23 protein-coding genes are annotated in these 18120 nt (G+C 62.1%); 7 read left to right on the forward strand and 16 right to left on the reverse strand.

Annotation, left to right across the window (positions count from 1 at the left end; translation table 11 throughout):
- Nucleotides 1-52: 52 nt before the first annotated feature.
- Together K7H91_RS03290 and K7H91_RS03295 are read right to left on the reverse strand one after the other, a co-directional pair.
- On the reverse strand, nt 53-1117 hold the full coding sequence (locus K7H91_RS03290; RefSeq protein WP_230718798.1) for a zinc-binding metallopeptidase family protein: 1065 nt from the start codon (nt 1115-1117) through the stop codon (nt 53-55).
- Between the two features lie 68 nt (nt 1118-1185).
- Complete coding sequence (locus K7H91_RS03295) at nt 1186-1797, reverse strand: YqgE/AlgH family protein (protein ID WP_419197444.1); 612 nt, start codon at nt 1795-1797, stop codon at nt 1186-1188.
- 141 nt (nt 1798-1938) lie between these two features.
- On the opposite strand from K7H91_RS03295, the gene K7H91_RS03300 reads away from it, so the two are divergent.
- From K7H91_RS03300 to K7H91_RS03310, 3 genes are all read left to right on the forward strand, one after another.
- Nucleotides 1939-2751, forward strand: coding sequence for a protein-disulfide reductase DsbD domain-containing protein (locus K7H91_RS03300; protein ID WP_230718799.1), 813 nt, complete (start codon nt 1939-1941; stop codon nt 2749-2751).
- A gap of 35 nt (nt 2752-2786) precedes the next feature.
- A complete protein-coding gene (locus K7H91_RS03305) occupies nt 2787-3272 on the forward strand; it encodes a peroxiredoxin (protein WP_018066511.1) in 486 nt (161 codons plus the stop codon).
- 332 nt (nt 3273-3604) lie between these two features.
- Nucleotides 3605-4705 carry a hypothetical protein gene (locus K7H91_RS03310; RefSeq protein ID WP_230718800.1) on the forward strand — a complete coding sequence of 367 codons (1101 nt, stop codon included), beginning with the start codon at nt 3605-3607 and terminating at the stop codon, nt 4703-4705.
- A gap of 6 nt (nt 4706-4711) precedes the next feature.
- On the opposite strand, the gene K7H91_RS03315 is transcribed toward K7H91_RS03310, so the two are convergent.
- From K7H91_RS03315 to coxB, 14 genes are all read right to left on the reverse strand, one after another.
- Nucleotides 4712-5020 (reverse strand): Dabb family protein, encoded by a 309-nt coding sequence (locus K7H91_RS03315; RefSeq protein WP_230718801.1) that lies wholly within the window; start codon nt 5018-5020, stop codon nt 4712-4714.
- A gap of 18 nt (nt 5021-5038) precedes the next feature.
- The gene (gene rnhA / locus K7H91_RS03320) at nt 5039-5491 is read right to left on the reverse strand and encodes a ribonuclease HI (protein ID WP_230718802.1); all 453 of its coding nucleotides are present in this window, start codon (nt 5489-5491) and stop codon (nt 5039-5041) included.
- A complete protein-coding gene (locus tag K7H91_RS03325) occupies nt 5488-6456 on the reverse strand; it encodes a homoserine kinase (RefSeq protein WP_230718803.1) in 969 nt (322 codons plus the stop codon). Before K7H91_RS03325 ends, rnhA begins: the two co-directional genes overlap by 4 nt.
- Nucleotides 6457-6460: 4 nt before the next feature.
- Nucleotides 6461-7456 carry a 4-hydroxy-3-methylbut-2-enyl diphosphate reductase gene (ispH, locus tag K7H91_RS03330; RefSeq protein ID WP_230718804.1) on the reverse strand — a complete coding sequence of 332 codons (996 nt, stop codon included), beginning with the start codon at nt 7454-7456 and terminating at the stop codon, nt 6461-6463.
- 5 nt (nt 7457-7461) lie between these two features.
- Nucleotides 7462-7941 (reverse strand): mismatch-specific DNA-glycosylase, encoded by a 480-nt coding sequence (locus K7H91_RS03335; protein ID WP_230718805.1) that lies wholly within the window; start codon nt 7939-7941, stop codon nt 7462-7464.
- Complete coding sequence (locus K7H91_RS03340; protein WP_230718806.1) at nt 7934-8662, reverse strand: SURF1 family protein; 729 nt, start codon at nt 8660-8662, stop codon at nt 7934-7936. Before K7H91_RS03340 ends, K7H91_RS03335 begins: the two co-directional genes overlap by 8 nt.
- Nucleotides 8655-9041: a DUF983 domain-containing protein gene (locus K7H91_RS03345; RefSeq protein ID WP_230718807.1), complete on the reverse strand. Its 387-nt coding sequence runs from the start codon at nt 9039-9041 to the stop codon at nt 8655-8657. The genes K7H91_RS03340 and K7H91_RS03345 overlap by 8 nt, the downstream gene beginning before the upstream one ends.
- Before the next feature lie 37 nt (nt 9042-9078).
- Nucleotides 9079-9360 carry a GNAT family N-acetyltransferase gene (locus tag K7H91_RS03350; RefSeq protein WP_230718808.1) on the reverse strand — a complete coding sequence of 94 codons (282 nt, stop codon included), beginning with the start codon at nt 9358-9360 and terminating at the stop codon, nt 9079-9081.
- A 60-nt stretch (nt 9361-9420) separates the two neighbouring features.
- On the reverse strand, nt 9421-10305 hold the full coding sequence (locus tag K7H91_RS03355) for a cytochrome c oxidase subunit 3 (RefSeq protein ID WP_230718809.1): 885 nt from the start codon (nt 10303-10305) through the stop codon (nt 9421-9423).
- A 185-nt stretch (nt 10306-10490) separates the two neighbouring features.
- On the reverse strand, nt 10491-11075 hold the full coding sequence (locus K7H91_RS03360) for a cytochrome c oxidase assembly protein (protein WP_230718810.1): 585 nt from the start codon (nt 11073-11075) through the stop codon (nt 10491-10493).
- Nucleotides 11076-11084: 9 nt separating this feature from the next.
- Entirely contained in the window at nt 11085-11219 is a 135-nt protein-coding gene (locus tag K7H91_RS25535; RefSeq protein WP_018066523.1) for a hypothetical protein, read from the reverse strand.
- Between the two features lie 4 nt (nt 11220-11223).
- Nucleotides 11224-12150 (reverse strand): heme o synthase, encoded by a 927-nt coding sequence (locus tag K7H91_RS03365; protein ID WP_230718811.1) that lies wholly within the window; start codon nt 12148-12150, stop codon nt 11224-11226.
- A 72-nt stretch (nt 12151-12222) separates the two neighbouring features.
- Nucleotides 12223-13872 carry a cytochrome c oxidase subunit I gene (gene ctaD / locus K7H91_RS03370; RefSeq protein ID WP_230718812.1) on the reverse strand — a complete coding sequence of 550 codons (1650 nt, stop codon included), beginning with the start codon at nt 13870-13872 and terminating at the stop codon, nt 12223-12225.
- A gap of 10 nt (nt 13873-13882) precedes the next feature.
- Nucleotides 13883-14779: a cytochrome c oxidase subunit II gene (gene coxB / locus K7H91_RS03375; protein ID WP_230718813.1), complete on the reverse strand. Its 897-nt coding sequence runs from the start codon at nt 14777-14779 to the stop codon at nt 13883-13885.
- A gap of 358 nt (nt 14780-15137) precedes the next feature.
- Here coxB and K7H91_RS03380 point away from each other — a divergent pair, with 358 nt between their 5' ends.
- Genes K7H91_RS03380 through K7H91_RS03395 form a run of 4 tightly spaced genes read left to right on the forward strand, consistent with a single transcriptional unit; the run spans nt 15138 to nt 18111 of the window.
- Nucleotides 15138-15764 (forward strand): invasion associated locus B family protein, encoded by a 627-nt coding sequence (locus K7H91_RS03380; RefSeq protein ID WP_230718814.1) that lies wholly within the window; start codon nt 15138-15140, stop codon nt 15762-15764.
- Nucleotides 15765-15823: 59 nt separating this feature from the next.
- Nucleotides 15824-17242 carry a metalloprotease TldD gene (gene tldD, locus K7H91_RS03385; protein WP_230718815.1) on the forward strand — a complete coding sequence of 473 codons (1419 nt, stop codon included), beginning with the start codon at nt 15824-15826 and terminating at the stop codon, nt 17240-17242.
- Entirely contained in the window at nt 17239-17541 is a 303-nt protein-coding gene (locus tag K7H91_RS03390) for a hypothetical protein (RefSeq protein WP_230718816.1), read from the forward strand. Before tldD ends, K7H91_RS03390 begins: the two co-directional genes overlap by 4 nt.
- A gap of 48 nt (nt 17542-17589) precedes the next feature.
- On the forward strand, nt 17590-18111 hold the full coding sequence (locus K7H91_RS03395) for a GNAT family N-acetyltransferase (RefSeq protein WP_419197440.1): 522 nt from the start codon (nt 17590-17592) through the stop codon (nt 18109-18111).
- The last annotated feature ends 9 nt before the right edge of the window (nt 18112-18120 follow it).

The raw sequence follows: 18120 nt of genomic DNA on the forward strand, positions 1-18120 counted from the left end.
CGCCCCGCGCTTGCGAACGCCGAGACATCGCCCTGCCGGGCGCGGTTCGGCGTTACGTCGCCGCTTTTCCGGCTTTGGGACCGTTCAGCATGGTGACGATGTAGTCGATTTTCGCGACGATGTCCGGGGTGAGCACGAAGGGATAGAAATCCTGCTGGCCCATTGACTTATGGATCGCATTCATCGCGATCGTCAGCGGTATCCATGCCTCGGCCAGACGTTTGCCGCTGACGCATTTATAGGGGTCGCCAAGCGGTTCGAGCCGGGCGTCATCCACCGCAAGGCCGAAGGCGCGCGCGGTCTCAAGCGTGTCGACGATGTGGAGCGCATGCGCGAAGCTCTCGGCAAAATCCTCCCAGGGGTGCGTCGCCGCATAGGCGCTGACGTGGTGCTCGGGCCAGTCCGGCGGCGGGCCGTTCTCATAGTGACGCTGGAGCGCCGCCTGATAGTCTTCGCGCTCGTCGCCAAAGACCGCGCGAAAGCTCTCCAGCCGTCTGTCGTCGCGCACCAGCCTGTCCCAGACATAATGCCCGACCTCGTGGCGGAAATGGCCGAGCATGGTGCGATAGGGCTCGTTCATCTGGTCGCGGATGATCTCGCGGGTCACGTCATCGGCCTCCGCCGCCCTCAGCGATATCAGCCCGTCATCGTGGCCCGTCATCGCCGGCGTGACCGAACCGTCGGCCTCCACGGTGTCCTCGAGGAAATCGAACACCAGCCCGTTTTGCGGGTCCTGCTTGCGCGTCGGCGTGTCCACGCCCCAGCGCAGCAGAGAATAGAACAGATGCCGCTGGGCGGCGCCGATGCGCTTGAAACGGTTGAGTCCGATCTCGGTGGTTGTGTCCGGTATCAGGTTGTTGTGCCGGCAGGCCAGGCAGAAGGTCTCGTCGTCGTCCTCGTCCACCAGCCAGTTGCATACGCCGATCCCGGTGTTCTCGCAGAGCCGGAAACGCCGGCTCTCGTCATCGGCCTTGTGCCAGAGCTCTCCCTCGCCCTGCCTGATGGAATAAAGGGCGATATCATCCGGCGCAAAGCCAAGCCGATGGCCACAGGCGACGCAGGTATCGTTATCGAAATAAACGGTCTGCCCGCAATGATCGCATTCAAAGATCTTCATGGAGGCCTCGCAATTGCGCCTGCCATCATTGGCAGACGCCCCTAAACGGGAATCCCGGCGGGATTGTTTCAGGCGTGCCCGATATTGGTGGAAAGCGACGACGGGCGCACACCCATCGAATACAGCGCGCGTTCATATTTGCTGTCGAGATCGCGATCGAAAACCATGTCCTCGATCGCCGGGCATGTCAGCCAGTCATTGTTGGCGATCTCGCTTTCAAGCTGGCCGGGAGCCCAGCCGGTATAGCCGAGCAGCAGCGTCGCCCGCTCCGGGCCCCTGCCGGCGGCGACCGATTTCAGCACATCGAGCGTGCCAGTCATCGCCATATCGTCGCTGATCGGAATGCTGCCGTCGCCAGAATAATCGTAGGAATGCAGCACGAAGCCGCGGCCGGGTTCCACCGGCCCGCCGCACAGCACCGGAAAATCGATCAGGGACGGCATCTCCGGATCGCGCTCTTCCCCGACAAGGTCGAGCTGATGAAGGACTTCGGGAAAGGTCACGGACTGGGCGCGGTTGATGATGAAACCCATCGCTCCGTCGCCGGAATGGGCGCAGATATAGATCACGCTGCGTTCGAACTCGCTCTCGGCAAGCTGCGGCATGGCGATCAGAAACTGGCCGTCGAATGGCCCGCGCTCACGCCCTTTTGCAAAGTTCTCCAACACGTCGATCTCCAGCGAACCGTTTGCGCCGCTTTCAAAATTCATCGTAGGCATGAAACCAAGATGGGGCAAGGTCACGCGATATTCAAATCAAATTGTCCGCAATATCATCGAAGCGCCATATCCCCGCCCCGCCCGCTGCGCTAAAGAGCAGACATGAAAACACGCCGCATCCTGATCATCGCCACACTCGCCCTGCCCGCTTTCGCGGGCCTCTCCCATGCCGGTCAAACCGAATGGGCCGAAGATGCCGGCGGGCGCATGCGCATGATCATGACGGCACCCGATGAGGACGGCACGATCCGCGCCGCGCTGCAGGTGGAGCCCGCAGACGGTTTCATCACCTACTGGCGCGAGCCCGGCGAAAGCGGCATCCCCCCGCAGATCACCATCGGCGGCAATGACGACGTGACGCTCGAAGCGATCGCCTACCCGGTGCCCAAGCGCATCGACCTCGCCGGCGTGACGGATATGGGCTATGACGGGCCGGTAACATTTCCGTTGACCTTCAAGGCCGCGCCGGGCGCGCGTCCGCGGATGGACGTCACCGCCTTTATCGGGCTTTGCAAGGACATCTGCATCCCGTTCCAGACGACGTTCGAGATCACCGCCTCCACCTATGACGGCAGCGCGGTGGATACCGCGATCCTCGCCGTCGCCGAGACCACGCTACCGGAAGCGCCATCGGCCGATTTCCGCGTCGAACGCGCCGTCAGCACCGGGCAGGCCCTGGAGCTTGCCCTCGCCCTGCCGGAAGCCGACACCCCCGAAATCACGCTCGCCAGCAGCGGCGGTTTTATCGTCGAAGCTCCGGCGGGCGCGATGAAGGACGGGTTCTACACCATCACCATACCGGTGAACTCCCTTCCCGACGGCCAGGATTCGGTCGGCGGCGACTGGCTGCTGCTTGCCAAGGCGGGTGACCGGGCGATGGAAACGCCGCTTGTGTTTGAAACGGTCTCCCCTTAGGTTTCGTCCCCAGAGGATAAGAGAAGGAGTTTTCCATGTCTGTTTCAAAAGGCGACACGCTGCCCTCCTCCACCCTGCGCGAGCTTACCGAAAACGGGCCGGAGCAGGTTTCCACCGACGATATTTTCAAGGGCAGGCGCGTGGTGCTGTTTGCGGTTCCCGGCGCGTTCACGCCGACCTGCTCGATCAACCATCTGCCGACCTATCTCGAAAACCGCGACGCCATTTTGAGCCGCGGCGTCGATGAGATCGCGGTGGTGGCCGTCAACGATCCGTTCGTCATGGGCGGCTGGGCCAAGGCCACAGGCGGCGAAGGCAAGATTCGCTACCTCTCGGATGCCGATGGTTCATTCACCAAGGCGCTCGGCATGGACCTCGATATGTCCGGCCCCGGTCTCGGCCTGCGCTCCAAGCGCTATTCCATGCTGGTCGAGGACGGCAAGGTGAAGGAACTGAATGTCGAGGACAATCCCGGGGAGGCTACCGTCTCCGCTGCGGCCACCATTCTCGGCCAGCTCTGAGCGCGCAGTCGCTTTCACGAAGTCGCCCGTTGAAAAAACGGAAGCCGGCCGGGGGATACCCGACCGGCTTCTTTCATGCCCGGACGCAACACTTGGCAGGAAGCGCCCGCAGCATTACCACGCCGAGTTTGGCGGAGCCGCAAGCCGTACTCCGGCTGGCACGCTAGTCTCGTCGCCACTCGAAACAACGCTGCAGATGATACAATGTAATTTCGCGGTTAAAACCACTTTTATTAATTAATATTAATTGTATTACATCGCATGTTCAGAATAACAAACCATTCCATCTTCTTTATTGGTTCTGGTAAGATACCCGCGAACGGAGGGCCCGAATGCAACGCGTTGCCAGCAGAACCGTCCGGCGGACGGCGACGGCGGTTCTCGCCGTGGCCTTTATCGTGTCCACGCCGTTCGTGGTGCCGAACGGAATCGAATCCGTGAAGCTGCTTGCCCTGCGCAATGATCCGGTGAAACTGACGGATTACCGGCTGGAGCAGCTGACGCCAGCCGATTACGACCGCGCCATCCGCGAGGCTCTGGCCAGCGACGACCCGGATCTTGCCGAAAGCGTCGTCACCCTTGCCGACAGCCGCGGCGTGCGCATCGACGGCGCCGAGCGCGAACGCGTCGAGATCGCCGTCTCGGAATCTGGCAGCCTTGGCAACCAGATCTACGAGCTTTGGGATGGCGCCCTGACCGGCAAGCCCGACAGCGCCGTCGGGCTCGTGGGCGCGATCGCCACCGACCTGACCACGGTCGGCGATGTCCGCGACATCATCATCGAGGGCGGCTCCTATCTGCAGGGCGAGGATTATGATCCGCTGATCCTGGGCCTGTCGGTGGCGGGCCTTGCGATCACCGGCGCGGTGGTGCTGTCCGGCGGCTCGGCGTCATCGGCCAAGATCGGCACCAGCACGCTGAAGGCCGCCGGCAAGGCGGGCGCGATCGCCACCCCGCTGCGGCGTTCCTTCACCCGGCTTTCCGGAGAGGTGGTCAGCGGCCCGGCGCTGCGCAAAAGCCTGCCGCTGCTCAAGCGCGGGAATGTGCCGGCGGCACGGCGGGCGCTGACAAGTTCGCTTGATGTCAAGCCGCTGGCGAAGATGCAGGATGCGGCCATGGAGGTCGGCACGGTGATGACCAAGAATGGCTTCAAGGCCGGCACGGACATGCTGAAAGTGGCCGACACGCCGGCCGACCTGACCAAGCTTGGCAAGCTCTCGACCCGCTTCGGCAAGCGCTTCCGCGCCATCGTCTTTATGCTGGGTTCCGGCGCGATCACGCTCGCTGGCGTCATGCTGACGGCGGCAAGCTGGACGGCAACCTTCGCGATGTGGCTGGCGGGCGCGGCCTATTTCGGCTATCGCGCCCTCAGGTTCGGCTGGCGGTTTCTGTTCTATCCGGCCGGACGCATGATCGTCCGGCTCTGGGCCTGATCCGGCTTAAACCGTCATATCGAAGACGAGAATACCGGAAATGCCGCCGGCAGCGGCGGCGACGATCTTCTCGCCCACGGCCTGGTGATCGGGGTGATCAAGATAGGCATCGCGCGCGGCCGAATCCTCAAAGGTCACGATGAAGCCGTCGCCATAGCCGCTATCAAGGCCTTCCGGCGAGACGTTCGCGCCGGACTTGAAATCCACGATGCCGGGAATGACGCGCTTCAGTCCGGCGATCTCATCGTAGAGCGCCTGCTTTTCTTCTGGCCCGGCTTCCTGTCGAAATCGAATGAATACGCAATGCATGATCATGATATTTTCCGAAGCGCCTCAGCGCCCTGGCCCCTGTTTAAACGGTTCCATCCCCTGACGCGCCAGTTCATCGGCGCGTTCATTCTCTTCATGGCCGGCATGGCCTTTTACCCAATGTAGAGTGACATCGTGCCTGTTGCGCTCGGCTTCAAGAGCCTGCCACAATTCGGCGTTCTTGACGGGTTTCTTCGCGGCGGTTTTCCAGCCGTTCTTCTTCCAGCCGTGGATCCATTTCGAAATGCCGTCCTTGACGTATACGCTATCGGTATAAAGCGCCACGGTGCAAGGCTCCTTCAACGCCTTCAGCGCCTCGATCGCGGCCATCAGCTCCATGCGGTTATTGGTGGTCAGCTTTTCGCCGCCGCACAGATCGCGTTCCTTGTCGCCGTAACGCAGTACCGCGCCCCAGCCGCCGGGGCCGGGATTGCCGGAGCAGGCCCCGTCGGTGAAAATCTCAACTGTTTTCTTCAAGCCTGTTCCAGTCCGTATTCGCTGGCCGTTTCCACAGAACGGTGAAAGCGCAGATAGCGCAGATATTCAAGCGGGTCCTTCTTGACTACCAGCGCGCCCGCCGGCGTGTTCAGCCAGTCGTAGAGCCGGGTGAGGAAGAACCGGAGCGCCGAGCCTCGGCACAGCAGCGGCAGCGCCTCGATCTCATCTTCGTTGAGTGGCCGCACGCTCTGATAGCCCTCGATCAGCGCCCGGGCCTTGGTGACGTTGAAGGAACCATCCTTCTCGAAGCACCAGGCATTGAGGCAGATCGACAGGTCATAGGCGAGGAAGTCATTACAGGCGAAATAGAAATCGATCAGGCCGGAGAGCCTGTCGCCGATGAAGAACACATTGTCGGGAAACAGATCGGCGTGGATCACGCCGTCGGGCAGGTCCACCGGCCAGCGATCCTCAAGGGTCGCGAGTTCCTCGGTAATCTCGCTCTCAAGCCCCTTCTGCACCTCATCGGCGCGGGCGGCGGACTTGTCCCAAAGATCGACCCAGCCCTTGAGCGCCAGCGCGTTCTTGCGCGTGAGTTCGAAATCCTGGCCGGCGATATGCATGCGGGCGAGCGCGACGCCCAGCTCGCGGCAATGGGTGGCGGCGGGCTTTCTCAGCCACATGCCTTCCAGAAACGAGATCAGCGCCGCCGGACGCCCGCAGAGCCTGCCATAGGGCGCGCCGTCATCGCGGGCGAGCGGCAGCGGGCAGGACAGGCCGCGATCGGCCAGATGCTGCATCAGCCCGAGATAGAACGGTAGATCGCCCTCATCCACGCGCTTTTCGTAAAGCGTCAGGATTAGTGGAAATTTCTCGGTGTGGAGCAGGAAATTGGAGTTCTCGACGCCTTCCGCGATGCCGCGATAGGACAGGAGTTCGCCGACGTCATAGGCTTTCAGAAACTGCCGGAGATCGTCTTCGTTGATATCGGTATAGACGGCCAAATGCTTATCGTCCGTTGACGAAGGCCATGTCTTCGACGGTCAGTTCGACATCGCGGAGCTGGCGGTTGACGAGGAAATGTTCGTTCTCGACGGTGGTCTCGGCCAGTTCGATCGTGGTGTCGAACCGCGCGCGAAACGCCTCGATGATCTCGTTCACCACGACTTCCGGGGCCGAAGCGCCGGCGGAAAGCCCAAGCGTGCCGATCGGGCCGATCGCATCGAAATCAAGTTCGGCGGCGCGCTGGACGAGGATAGCTTCCTTCGCCCCTGCCCGTTTGGCCACTTCCACGAGACGCCGGGAATTGGACGAATTCGGCGCGCCGACGATGATGAAGAGGTCGCAGCCGGGCGCTGCCGCCGACACCGATTCCTGGCGGTTGGTGGTGGCATAGCAGATCGAATCGGCAGACGGGGCGGTGAGGTTCGGGAACCGCTCGGTGAGCTTGGCGATCACCGCCGCGGTATCCTGCACCGACAGCGTGGTCTGGGTCACATAGCCGAGATTGTCGGGATCGGCGGGCTGGTAGCGCTCTGCATCCTCCACGGTCTCCACCAGCGACACCGCGCCTTCGGGCAACTGCCCCATCGTGCCGATCACTTCCGGGTGGCCGGCATGGCCGATCAGCACCACGTGGCGGCCGAGCCGCTCGTGGCGCATCGCCTGCTTGTGGACTTTGGAAACGAGCGGGCATGTGGCGTCGAGATAGAACAGGTTGCGGCTTTCGGCATCGGCGGGCACGGATTTCGGCACGCCATGGGCGGAAAACACCACTGGCTGCTCGCGGTGTTCGGCCGGTATCTCGTCGAGCTCCTCGACGAAGACCGCGCCGCGCGCCTCAAGCCCTTCCACGACATAGCGATTATGCACGATCTCGTGACGCACATAGACGGGCGCGCCATAGCGCTTCAGCGCCAGCACGACGATCTGGATCGCCCGGTCGACGCCGGCGCAGAACCCGCGCGGGCCACAGAGGCGAATGGTCAGTGGGGTCATGGTCATCTCGCTCAAATCATTCCGGGCAACTGATACCAATGATGACGGTCCTTTGTCCAATGCGCGTTTGCGCCCGATGTCGAAGGAAGCGCCGCAATCGCGATGCCGTCGAGCGTGCGCTGCTGCAGACCGCAGCTTATCTTGTTGTCCCCGAAATAGATGCGCGCGCCGGTGAGGCTGGTGAACGCGATCAGCTTCGGGCGGAAATGCCGCATCTTCTCCTCGAATGCGGCGATATCGAAGGCCGACAGGGTCAGCGCCTTGTCCATGCCGCTTTCGCTCTGGTTAAGATCGGTAAGACCGATGCCGTAATCAAGAAGCTTGCGGAAATCCTTCGGCGAAACCTGCTCCGGCGTCAGCCCGATCTCGTGAAGCGTGCGATAGAATTTGTTGGAGGGGTTGGCATAGAACGAGCCGGTGCGCGCTGAAATGTGCCCCTTGGCCGTGCCGCAGAACACGATATCGAGGCCCGGCGCGAGCAGGTCAATCATGCTTGCGCCGCCCGCGCCAGACGAGCAGGCCGACGATGACCGCAAGCACCGCCGCGAGCCCGTACCAGGTGACCGCATATTGCAGATGGTCGTTCGGAAACGAGATCCGGGTCACGCCGCCGACGGGCAACCCGCCCGGATTGGGCGCGTCATCGGCATCGACGAAGAAAGGCACCACCTCACCGGCAGACAAACCGGTCGATTGCGCCATCGCGTCGATATCCTTCCAGTAGAAGATGTTCTGCGCGATATCGTTCTCGGGGACCGCAAAGGATGGTTTTTCGTCGAGCCGGTCGCGGGCAAGGCCGGTCACGGTCACCGTGCCAGTCACCTGCCCTTCCTGTCGGGTCGCGGCATCCTTCATGTCGAACGGCACGAAGCCGCGATTGACGAAGATCGCGCGGCCATCGGCCAGCCTGAGCGGCGTATAGACGTAGTAGCCGGACTGGCCCTGATAGGTCGCGAAGAAATGCCGCTCGCGGTCATGCTCGAACCGGCCGGTCACCTCTATCGGCCGGTATTCGATTTCACTCCTCGGCAGCGCCTCGGCCTCGGCGAGCGTGATCGGCGGCGCCTGCAACTGCTGCTCGACGGAGGCGAGCAAAGACTCTTTCCAGTGCAGCCGGCGCACTTGCCAGTTGCCGAGCGAGATCAGGGTCACGAAGGCGAGCGCTGCCAGCGCCAGCCCCACCACCCGCACAAGCGTCTTCCGTCTAGGCATCGTCATCGCGCTTGATCATGCCCTCGGCGGCGGAGTGGCGGTATTGCAGCACGATCAGAACGCCCTTGAAGGCCCGCAGCGCCGCCAGCGAAAGCGCGATCGCAAGCGGCACCCAGATCACGATATGGACCCAGAACGGCGGCGAATAGGTAATCTCGGTCCACAGCACCAGCGCGATCACCAGAAAGCCGACGGCGAGCATCACGAAGATCGCCGGCCCATCGCCCGAATCGGCGAAGCCGTAGTCCAAGCCGCAGTTGTCGCATTCCGGCTTCAGGGCCAGAAAGCCATCGAAAAGCCGGCCTTCGCCGCAGCGCGGGCAGCGGCCCTTGAGACCGGAAAGAATGAGCGGGGCGAGCGGATTTTGGTCTGCGGGCATGAACCTGAAAGCCTTCCTGAAGCCGGAAGGCGCCTCTTCACTTGATGACGTCTTGCCAGTCGTTGTAGTTGCGCACGCTCAGCGCCTTGAAGAACGGGCAGAGCGGAATGATTTTCCAGCCGCCCTTGCGCGCTTCCTCGACAGCATGTTCGGCAAGCACCTGACCAACACCCTTGCCGCGCAGCGCGTCCGGCACGCCGGTGTGATCGATGATGATCAGCCGTTCGGAACTGCGGGAGTAGGTCATCTCCGCCTCATGGCCGTCAACGACCGTGTAATAGCGGCCGCCCGAGGCGGTCTTTTCTTCCTGTATGGCCATGATGCGCCTTTCCCAAAAACCGACCGCCGCCTCGATGGGCGGCGGAGGGTGGTTTCAAATTCAGTGGCCGGTTTCAGCCAGCGGCGCGCCCCATCCGCCCCAGATATAGATGGTGAAGAACAGGAACAGCCAGACCACATCGACGAAGTGCCAGTACCATGCGGCGGCCTCGAGGCCGAAATGCCGCTCTGCAGTGAACGATCCCCGCGCCGCGCGAATCAGGCAGACGATCAGAAAGATCGTACCGACGATCACGTGGAAGCCGTGGAAACCGGTCGCCATGAAGAAGGTGGCGCCATAAATGGAGTTTTTGAAGGCAAACGGCGCCTCGTAATACTCATAGGCCTGAACGCCGGAAAACAGCAGACCGAGCAACACGGTAAGCGTGAGGCCCTGCAGCAAGCCACGACGATCGCCGTTAATCAGGGCGTGATGCGCCCAGGTCAACGTCGTACCGGAGAGCAGCAGGATCACCGTATTGTAGAGCGGGAAATGCCAGGGATCGACGACGGCAATGCCTTCCGGCGGCCATGTTCCACCGGTCGCTTCCACGCGCGCCGCCTGGATCGCCTCGCCGGTGAACAGGCTGGCGTCGAAGAACGCCCAGAACCACGCCACGAAGAACATCACTTCCGAGGCGATGAACATGATCATGCCGTAGCGCAGATGCAGCGAGACAACCGGGGTATGATGCCCCTCGCGTCCTTCCTTGATCGTGTCCGACCACCATCCGAACATGACATAGATGATGACTGCGAGGCCGATCAGCATCAGCCACGGCTGCGCCAGATTGAGGCCGAGAATACTGAAGGACCCACCGCTGAGATAGCGCATATAACCAACGCCGCCGAAGGCCAGCAGGAAAACGCCGATGGAAGCGACCAGCGGCCAGGGGCTTGGGTCGATGATATGATAATCGTGGTTCTTGTGATGCGCGTCTGCCATTCCTGGTCCCCGTTTCCTCTCTCCCTGAAAACCGCGCCCCGCGTCGGGCGCCGCCTCAGTAAACTAGCATCTACACCGTTTCCGGTCTTTGGCAAATCGCCCGCTGCTTTATCAGCATTTGGTCCGAGTTTGCCGTTTTAATCAATCCCCGCGAACGATAATCCGCGAGTGGTGGCAGCGCTCCTTCAGGAGCTGCCGTCGGAGCCTGCGGCAGACGCCTTCGCTGCGACCGGCTTCTCGTGTTCGAAAAACGTATAGGACAGCGTCAGAACCCTGATATCCTTGGTCTCTTCCGCATCGACAATCGCCGGATCGACGAAGAAGACGACCGGCATCTCCAGCGTCTCACCCGGCTGCAGCACGGTCTCGGTGAAACAGAAGCACTCCACCTTGTTGAAATAGGCGCCGGCCTGAAGCGGCGTGACGTTGAAGATCGCCTGTCCGAGTATCGGTTCGCTACTCTTGTTGCGGGCGGTGAACATGACCTGCACCGTCTCGCCGATCCTGGGCGACACCGACTTCTGCTCCGGCTTGAACTCCCAGTCCAGCCCGGGCGCAACATTGGCGTCGAAGGTCACCTTGATCGACTTGTCGAGCACCACGTTGGAATACTGCTCCACCCGCTGGGCCGTGCCGTTATAGCCGGTGACCTGACAGAATATGCGGTAGAGCGGCACGGCGGCGAAGCTCATCGCGGTCATGCCGAACACGAAAACAAGGCACATCAGGACGATGGCGCCGTTATTGCGTTTGCCGCTCGCTTGCGTCATTTCGCCTCCTCAGGCCGCGCCGAACTTGACCATGGTGATGATGTAGAACAGCACCACGAGGCCGAACAGCACGAAGCCGAGCGCGATATTACGCGCGCGCCGGGCCCGCTTCTGCTTGTCGGTCAATTTCACTGTCTCGATCATGGCCTCACCCGAACACAAGCATGGCCGCGCGATCGACGATCAGGCCGGCGAAGATCGCCGCCAGATAGAAGATCGAAAACGTGAACATCTTCTTCGCCGGCACCATCTTCTGGTCGCCCTCGGCCATCGCCCGCACCTTCAGCGACTGATAGACGAAGTAGCCCCCGAGCCCGGCCGCGAACACGGCGTAGAACGGGCTCGCAAGCCCCGTCAGCGCCGGTGCGACGCCGGCAATCGCGGTCAGCACCGCATAGACGACCATCTGATTCTTGGTGGACTTTTCGCCCGCCACATTCGGCATCATCGGGATGCCGACATCGTCGTAATCGCGCATCTTGAAGAGCGCCAGCGCCCAGAAATGCGGCGGGGTCCACAGGAAGGTGATCGAAAACAGGATGATGCTGTCGAGCGAGATCGAGCCGGTCACCGCAGCCCAGCCAACCATGGGCGGAAAAGCGCCGGCCGCGCCGCCGATGACGATGTTCTGCGGCGTCGCCCGCTTCAGCCACATCGTGTAGAACACGGCGTAATAGAAGATCGTGAACGCCAGAAAACCGGCGGCGAACCAGTTGACCGCGAGGCCAAGCGTCGCCACCGAGAAGCAGGCGAGCGCAATGCCAAAGGCGAGCGCCTCCTCGCGGCCGATCCGGCCCGCCGGGATCGGCCTGTTTGCGGTGCGCGACATCACGGCATCGATATCGGCGTCATACCACATGTTGAGCGCGCCGGCCGCGCCGGCACCGATGGCGATGCACAGGATCGCGATCGCCCCCATGACCGGATTGATCGATCCCGGCGCCAGGAACAGGCCGGCAAAAGCGGTAAACACCACCAGCGACATCACCCGCGGCTTCAACAGCGCGAAATAATCCCGCCCGGTTGCTTCCGAAAGCACGAGATCGTCGCCGAGGTCGTTGTCGATTACTGTCATTGTCAGCTCTCATTTCAAACAAGACCGCGCGCCATTTGGCGGCGCGCGAGCTTTGTTGTTTGTCGCATCGCCTCAGCGGATGCGCGGCAGTTCCGACCACTGGTGGTAGGGCGGCGGCGAGGAAAGCTGCCACTCGAGCGTGGTCGCGCCCGGGCCCCACGGATTGTTGCCGGCGACCCGCTTCTTCGCGAAGGCCTCGAAGATGCCGAACAGGAAAATCAGCACGCCGATGGCCGAGATATAGGAGCCGTAGGACGACACCGCGTTCCAGCCCGCAAAGGCATCCGGATAGTCGATGTAGCGGCGCGGCATGCCCGAAAGACCCAGGAAGTGCTGCGGGAAGAACACCAGGTTCACGCCGACAAACATCACCCAGAAATGAATGTGGGCAACCTTCTCATTGTACATGTAGCCGGTGATCTTCGGGAACCAGTAGTACCAGCCGGCGAAGATCGCGAACACGGCGCCGAGCGACAGCACGTAGTGGAAGTGGGCAACCACGTAATAGGTGTCGTGGAACGAGCGGTCGAGGCCGGCATTGGCGAGCTGCACGCCCGTGACGCCGCCGACGGTGAACAGGAAGATGAAGCCGATCGCCCACACCATCGGCGCCTTGAAGCTGATCGACCCGCCCCACATCGTCGCGATCCAGGAGAAAATCTTCACGCCCGTCGGCACCGCGATCACCATGGTGGCGAAGACGAAGTAACGCTGCGTGTCGAGCGACAGGCCGACCGTATACATGTGGTGGGCCCAGACGATGAAGCCGACCGCGCCGATCGCGACCATGGCGTAGGCCATGCCGAGATAACCGAACACGGGCTTCTTCGAGAAGGTCGAGATGATGTGGCTGATAATGCCGAAGCCGGGCAGGATCAGGATGTAGACCTCTGGATGACCGAAGAACCAGAACAGATGCTGGTAGAGAATCGGGTCGCCGCCGCCATCCGGCGTGAAAAAGGTCGTGCCGAAATTGCGGTCCGTCAGCAGCATGGTGATGCCGCCCGCCAGAACCGGCAGCGACAGCAACAGAAGGAAGGCGGTGATCAGCACCGACCAGGCGAACAGCGGCATCTTGTGCAGGGTCATGCCCGGCGCGCGCATGTTCAGGATGGTGGTGATGAAGTTGATCGCGCCGAGGATCGAGGAAACGCCGGCTACATGCAGCGCGAAGATCGCCAGATCGACCGCCGGTCCCGGCATGCCGCTGGTGGAGAACGGCGGATAAAGCGTCCAGCCGCCGCCGACCCCGTTGGAACCCGCCGGCCCCTCGACGAACATCGAAAGCAGAAGCAGCAGGAAGGCAGGAACGAGCAGCCAGAACGAAATGTTGTTCAGGCGCGGAAACGCCATGTCCGGCGCGCCGATCATGATCGGCACCATCCAGTTGGCGAAGCCGCCGATCATCGCCGGCATCACCATGAAGAAGATCATGATCAGGCCGTGCGCGGTGGTGAACACGTTGTAGAGATGCTTACCCTGGTCAATGGCGGCAGCACCGGCATCGCCATAGACCATCGCGGCCAGGCCGTTGAAGATCTGGATGCCGGGCTCCTGCAGCTCCATGCGCATGGCGACAGACAGAAGACCGCCGATAATGCCCGCACAGATCGCGAAGATCAGGTAGAGCGTTCCGATATCCTTGTGGTTGGTCGAGAAAAGCCATCGCGCGGCAAAGCCGGGCTTATGGTCGTGATCGTGAGCGTGCGCTGCTTCGGCCATATCGCTCTCCTCAATTCTTGTCGGCGAGCATGACCGCGTCCGCGCCCTGCTCTTGATTGTCGATGCTTGCCATCAAAGCGCGGTTGGCGGCTTCGACGTCAGTGGCGGCGGAAGCCTGCCATGTGGTGAACTGCTCGGGCGAAACCGCGCGGATCGCGATCGGCATGAAGGCGTGGTCCTTGCCGCAGAGTTCCGAGCACTGGCCGTAATAGATGCCTTCGGCCTCGGCCTTGAACCAGGTTTCGTTCAAGCGGCCGGGAATGGCGTCGATCTTGAGGCCGAAGGCCGGCATGGCGAAGGAGTGGATGACGTCGGTCGGAGCGGCGGTGACAAGCAGGCGCACGGTTGCGCCAACCGGAACCACCATCTCGTTGTCGACGGCCAGAAGCCGCGGATAGACCGCCCGGTCCTCCTTGCCGTATTCGGCGCGCTGCTCATCGGTCAGCAGATAGGAAGCATAGGAAATCGCGCCGTCCTCGATCTCGGGATAGTCATAGCTCCACAGCCACTGCGTGGCTGTCGCCTTGACCGTCAGATCGGGCTCTTCCGGCATGGTGAGCTGGTTGGTGAGCAGGTTGAAGGACGGCACCGCGAGAAACAGAAGAATCAGCACGGGCGCGACGGTCCACACGACCTCGATCGCGGTGTTGTGGCTGGTGCGCGAGGCGGTCGGGTTCTTCGACTCGCGGAACTTCACCATCACGAGGACCAGAAGGGCCAGCACCAGAAGCACGATCGGCACGATAAACCAGAGCGTATACTGCTCGAACCAGGTAATTTGATGCATGATCGGCGATGCCGCCGGCTGCAGGGTCATCTCCCACGGCTGCGGCTGCGCGGCGAAGGCGCTCCCGCTGCCCGCAAGACAGAGAAGACCTGTCATGCATGCTCTGGTTTTATTCATCACGTTGAATTCTCCCACCATTGTTTGACCTCGGTCAAACCGGATCCTGTTCGTTTGCGCCAGAAGTAACAAAACCGCCCGCGGCGCGATAGCGCCATGATAGTATCTCAAGACGCCGACGCACCCCTTGGCCGGCGAACAGACGACACCGTCGACCGTTTTTGTCCCTCAGTCACAATTATGCCATAGCATTTGCCAATTTGAAGCGTCAAATTGTCTCATGCGGCACGCGCTCCCTCTGATATTTCGCCGCGCTTTCCCAGGTCAAGCCCTTCTTCAGCCGTTGAAAATTTCTTTTGAACGCGGCACAAAGCCCGCTATCGAAAAAGAGAGATATCAATTCACCCGAGGAGCCCGCGCCATGCCCGTATTTCCCGCAGATCATGCGCTTCGAAGGGTCGGTGCGCTAAGCCTCGCCTGCCTGCTGTTTTCAGCCGCCCTGCCCGCTCTCGCCCAGGAGGCCGCGGATGACGGCGCCGGGGAAACATCTGAGGAAGCCGCAACGCCCGCCGCCGAACCCGCCCCTCAGCCGGCGCCGCCCGCGCCGCCGGCCGACAACAGCGTGGTGCGAGAGAATCACGGCGCATGGTCGATGGTCTGCGATCAGCCGCCGGGCTCCAGCGTCGAGCAATGCGCGCTGATGCAGAACGTGATCGCCGACGACCGCCCGGAAATCGGCCTTTCGATCGCGGTACTGAAGACCGCCGACCGCGAGGCGAAATTGCTGCGCGTTCTGACCCCGCTCGGCGTTTTCCTGCCCGAAGGCATGAACCTGTTCGTCGACAACGTCGATATCGGCAAGGCCTATTTCTCGCGCTGCTATCTCGACGGCTGCTATGTCGAGGTCGATATCGACGACGACCTGATGCGGATATTGCGCGCCGGAACCCAGGCGGTGTTCACCCTCAACTTCTCGGTCGATCAGAACTCGATCGGCATTCCGGTCGACCTCTCGGGCTTTGCCGAGGGCTATGACGCCCTGCCCTGATATCGCGGGACGATCGTTCCTATATGGGACGCATGACGAATAAAAAGACGGAAATCACCATGACAGACCGCGACCTCCTCAGCCATTTCGATGCCGATGAAGCGACGATCCGCGGCATTGTTGAAGACACGCTGCACGGCGCCGATGACGGCGAGCTCTATGTCGAATATTCACAGAGCGAATCGCTGTCCTTCGATGATGGCAGGCTGAAGGGCGGCGCGTTCAACACCGGCCACGGCTTCGGCCTCAGGGCGGTGGCGGGCGAGGCCAGCGGCTTTGCCCATGCCGGCGAATTGTCGCTCGGCGCGCTGAAGCGGGCCGCGGCGACCGCCAAGGCCGTGACCCAAGGCTATGACGGCACCTATGCCGAACCGCCGCGCGGAACCAATACGCGGCTTTATTCCGAGGACAACCCGATCGGCGCGCCGTCGTTCGAGGAAAAAATCACGATGCTCGGCGAAATCGACGCCTATCTCAGAGAACGCGACCCGCGCGTGCGCCAGGTCTCCGCCTCGCTCGCCGCCAGCCATCAGGTCGTCGAAATCCTGCGCGCCGACGGCTATCGCGTCGGCGATGTGCGGCCGATGACGCGGCTCAACATCTCGGTCGTCGTCGGCGACGGCGACCGTCAGGAAACCGGCTCGTTCGGCATTGGCGGCAGGCAAAGCTTCGCCGACCTGTTCGCGCGCCAGGACTGGCAGTCGGGCGCCGAGGAAGCGCTGCGCAAGGCCTTCGTCAATCTCGAGGCGATCGACGCGCCCGCCGGCACGATGGACGTGGTGCTCGGAAACGGCTGGCCGGGCGTGATGATCCACGAGGCCGTCGGCCATGGGCTCGAGGGCGATTTCAACCGCAAGGGGCTTTCGGCCTTTTCAGGGCTTGTCGGCCAGATGGTCGCCGCCCCCGGCGTCACCATCGTCGATGACGGCACGATCGAAAACCGTCGGGGCTCGATCTCGATCGATGACGAGGGAACGCCGTCCGGCTACAATGTGCTGATCGAGAACGGCCGGCTGACCGGCTATATGCAGGACCGCATGAATGCCCGGCTGATGGGCGTGGCGCCCACCGGCAATGGCCGCCGGCAGTCCTATTCCGACCTGCCGATGCCGCGCATGACCAACACCTATATGCTGGCCGGCGACAAGACCAAGGAAGAGATCATCGCCTCGGTCAAGAAGGGCATCTACGCCGTCACCTTTGGCGGCGGCCAGGTCGATATCACCTCCGGCCAGTTCGTGTTCGACTGCACCGAAGCCTATCTGATCGAAAACGGAAAGATCGGCGCGCCGATCAAGGGCGCGACGCTGATCGGCAACGGGCCGGACGCGATGAAGCGGGTCTCGATGGTCGGCAACGATCTCGCGCTCGACAACGGCATCGGCAATTGCGGCAAGGCCGGCCAATGGGTCCCCGTCGGCGTCGGCCAGCCGCATCTCAGACTCGACCAGATCACCGTCGGCGGCACGCAGGCGTGACCATCGAATACGAATTCCGGCGGCGAATAGACGACGTGATCTACCGTTTCGCGCCTGACGGACTTGTAAACGGCTTCCCCGCCTGGAAACGCGTCGACCTCGATATCCGGCTCATCCGGCACGCCGACAAGGGCTGGTGCACGGTCGACAGTGCAGGCACGATCAACGGCCGCCCGTGGAATGTGGAACCTGAGGAACAGGGCGCGGCCCCTTTCGAAGGCGAGTGGGTCAGCAAGAAGAACGACAAATCCTACGTATACGATCTCGTGAAACTGACAGACAGAAGCGCTGCCTTTTGAAGGCACGGCTTAGCGGATTGTTTACGCCTTTCGGGCTCAATGGGCCCCATGTATTGCGTAACCCCTTCTTCCGCCGCCATGGCCTCTTCCGCACCCGACATCCGTCCCTATCGGGCGGAGGACAACGCCACGCTTGTCGACATCTGGCATCGGGCCTCGTCCGTCGCCCATGATTTTCTGCCGGCCGAATTGCTCGTCGCGCAGAAGAAGCTCGTTTCTGAAAAATACCTGCCGGAAACCGAGACCTGGGTTGCGGTCGACGGCGAAACGCCCGTCGGCTTCATCGGCCTTATCGACAGCTTCATCGGCGGCCTGTTCGTCTCGCCCGATTGCCAGGGCGGCGGCATCGGCTCCACGCTGCTCGACCACGCCTTCCGCCTCAAGGGCCACCTGCTGCTGGAAGTCTACGCCGCCAACACCCGCGCGCTTTCCTTCTACCGCCGCCACGGCTTCTGCGGCATCAAGCGGCGGCAAACCGACGATAACGGCCTGCCTTTCCCGCTGATCATGATGCAAAAGCCGGTTCCGACGACGTGGCAGCGATCCGAGATCGGGGCCGCCCGCAACTGACGAGCGCCA

The sequence above is a fragment of the Martelella mediterranea genome, from assembly GCF_021021415.1.
Taxonomy (GTDB): Bacteria; Pseudomonadota; Alphaproteobacteria; order Rhizobiales; family Rhizobiaceae; genus Martelella; species Martelella mediterranea_C.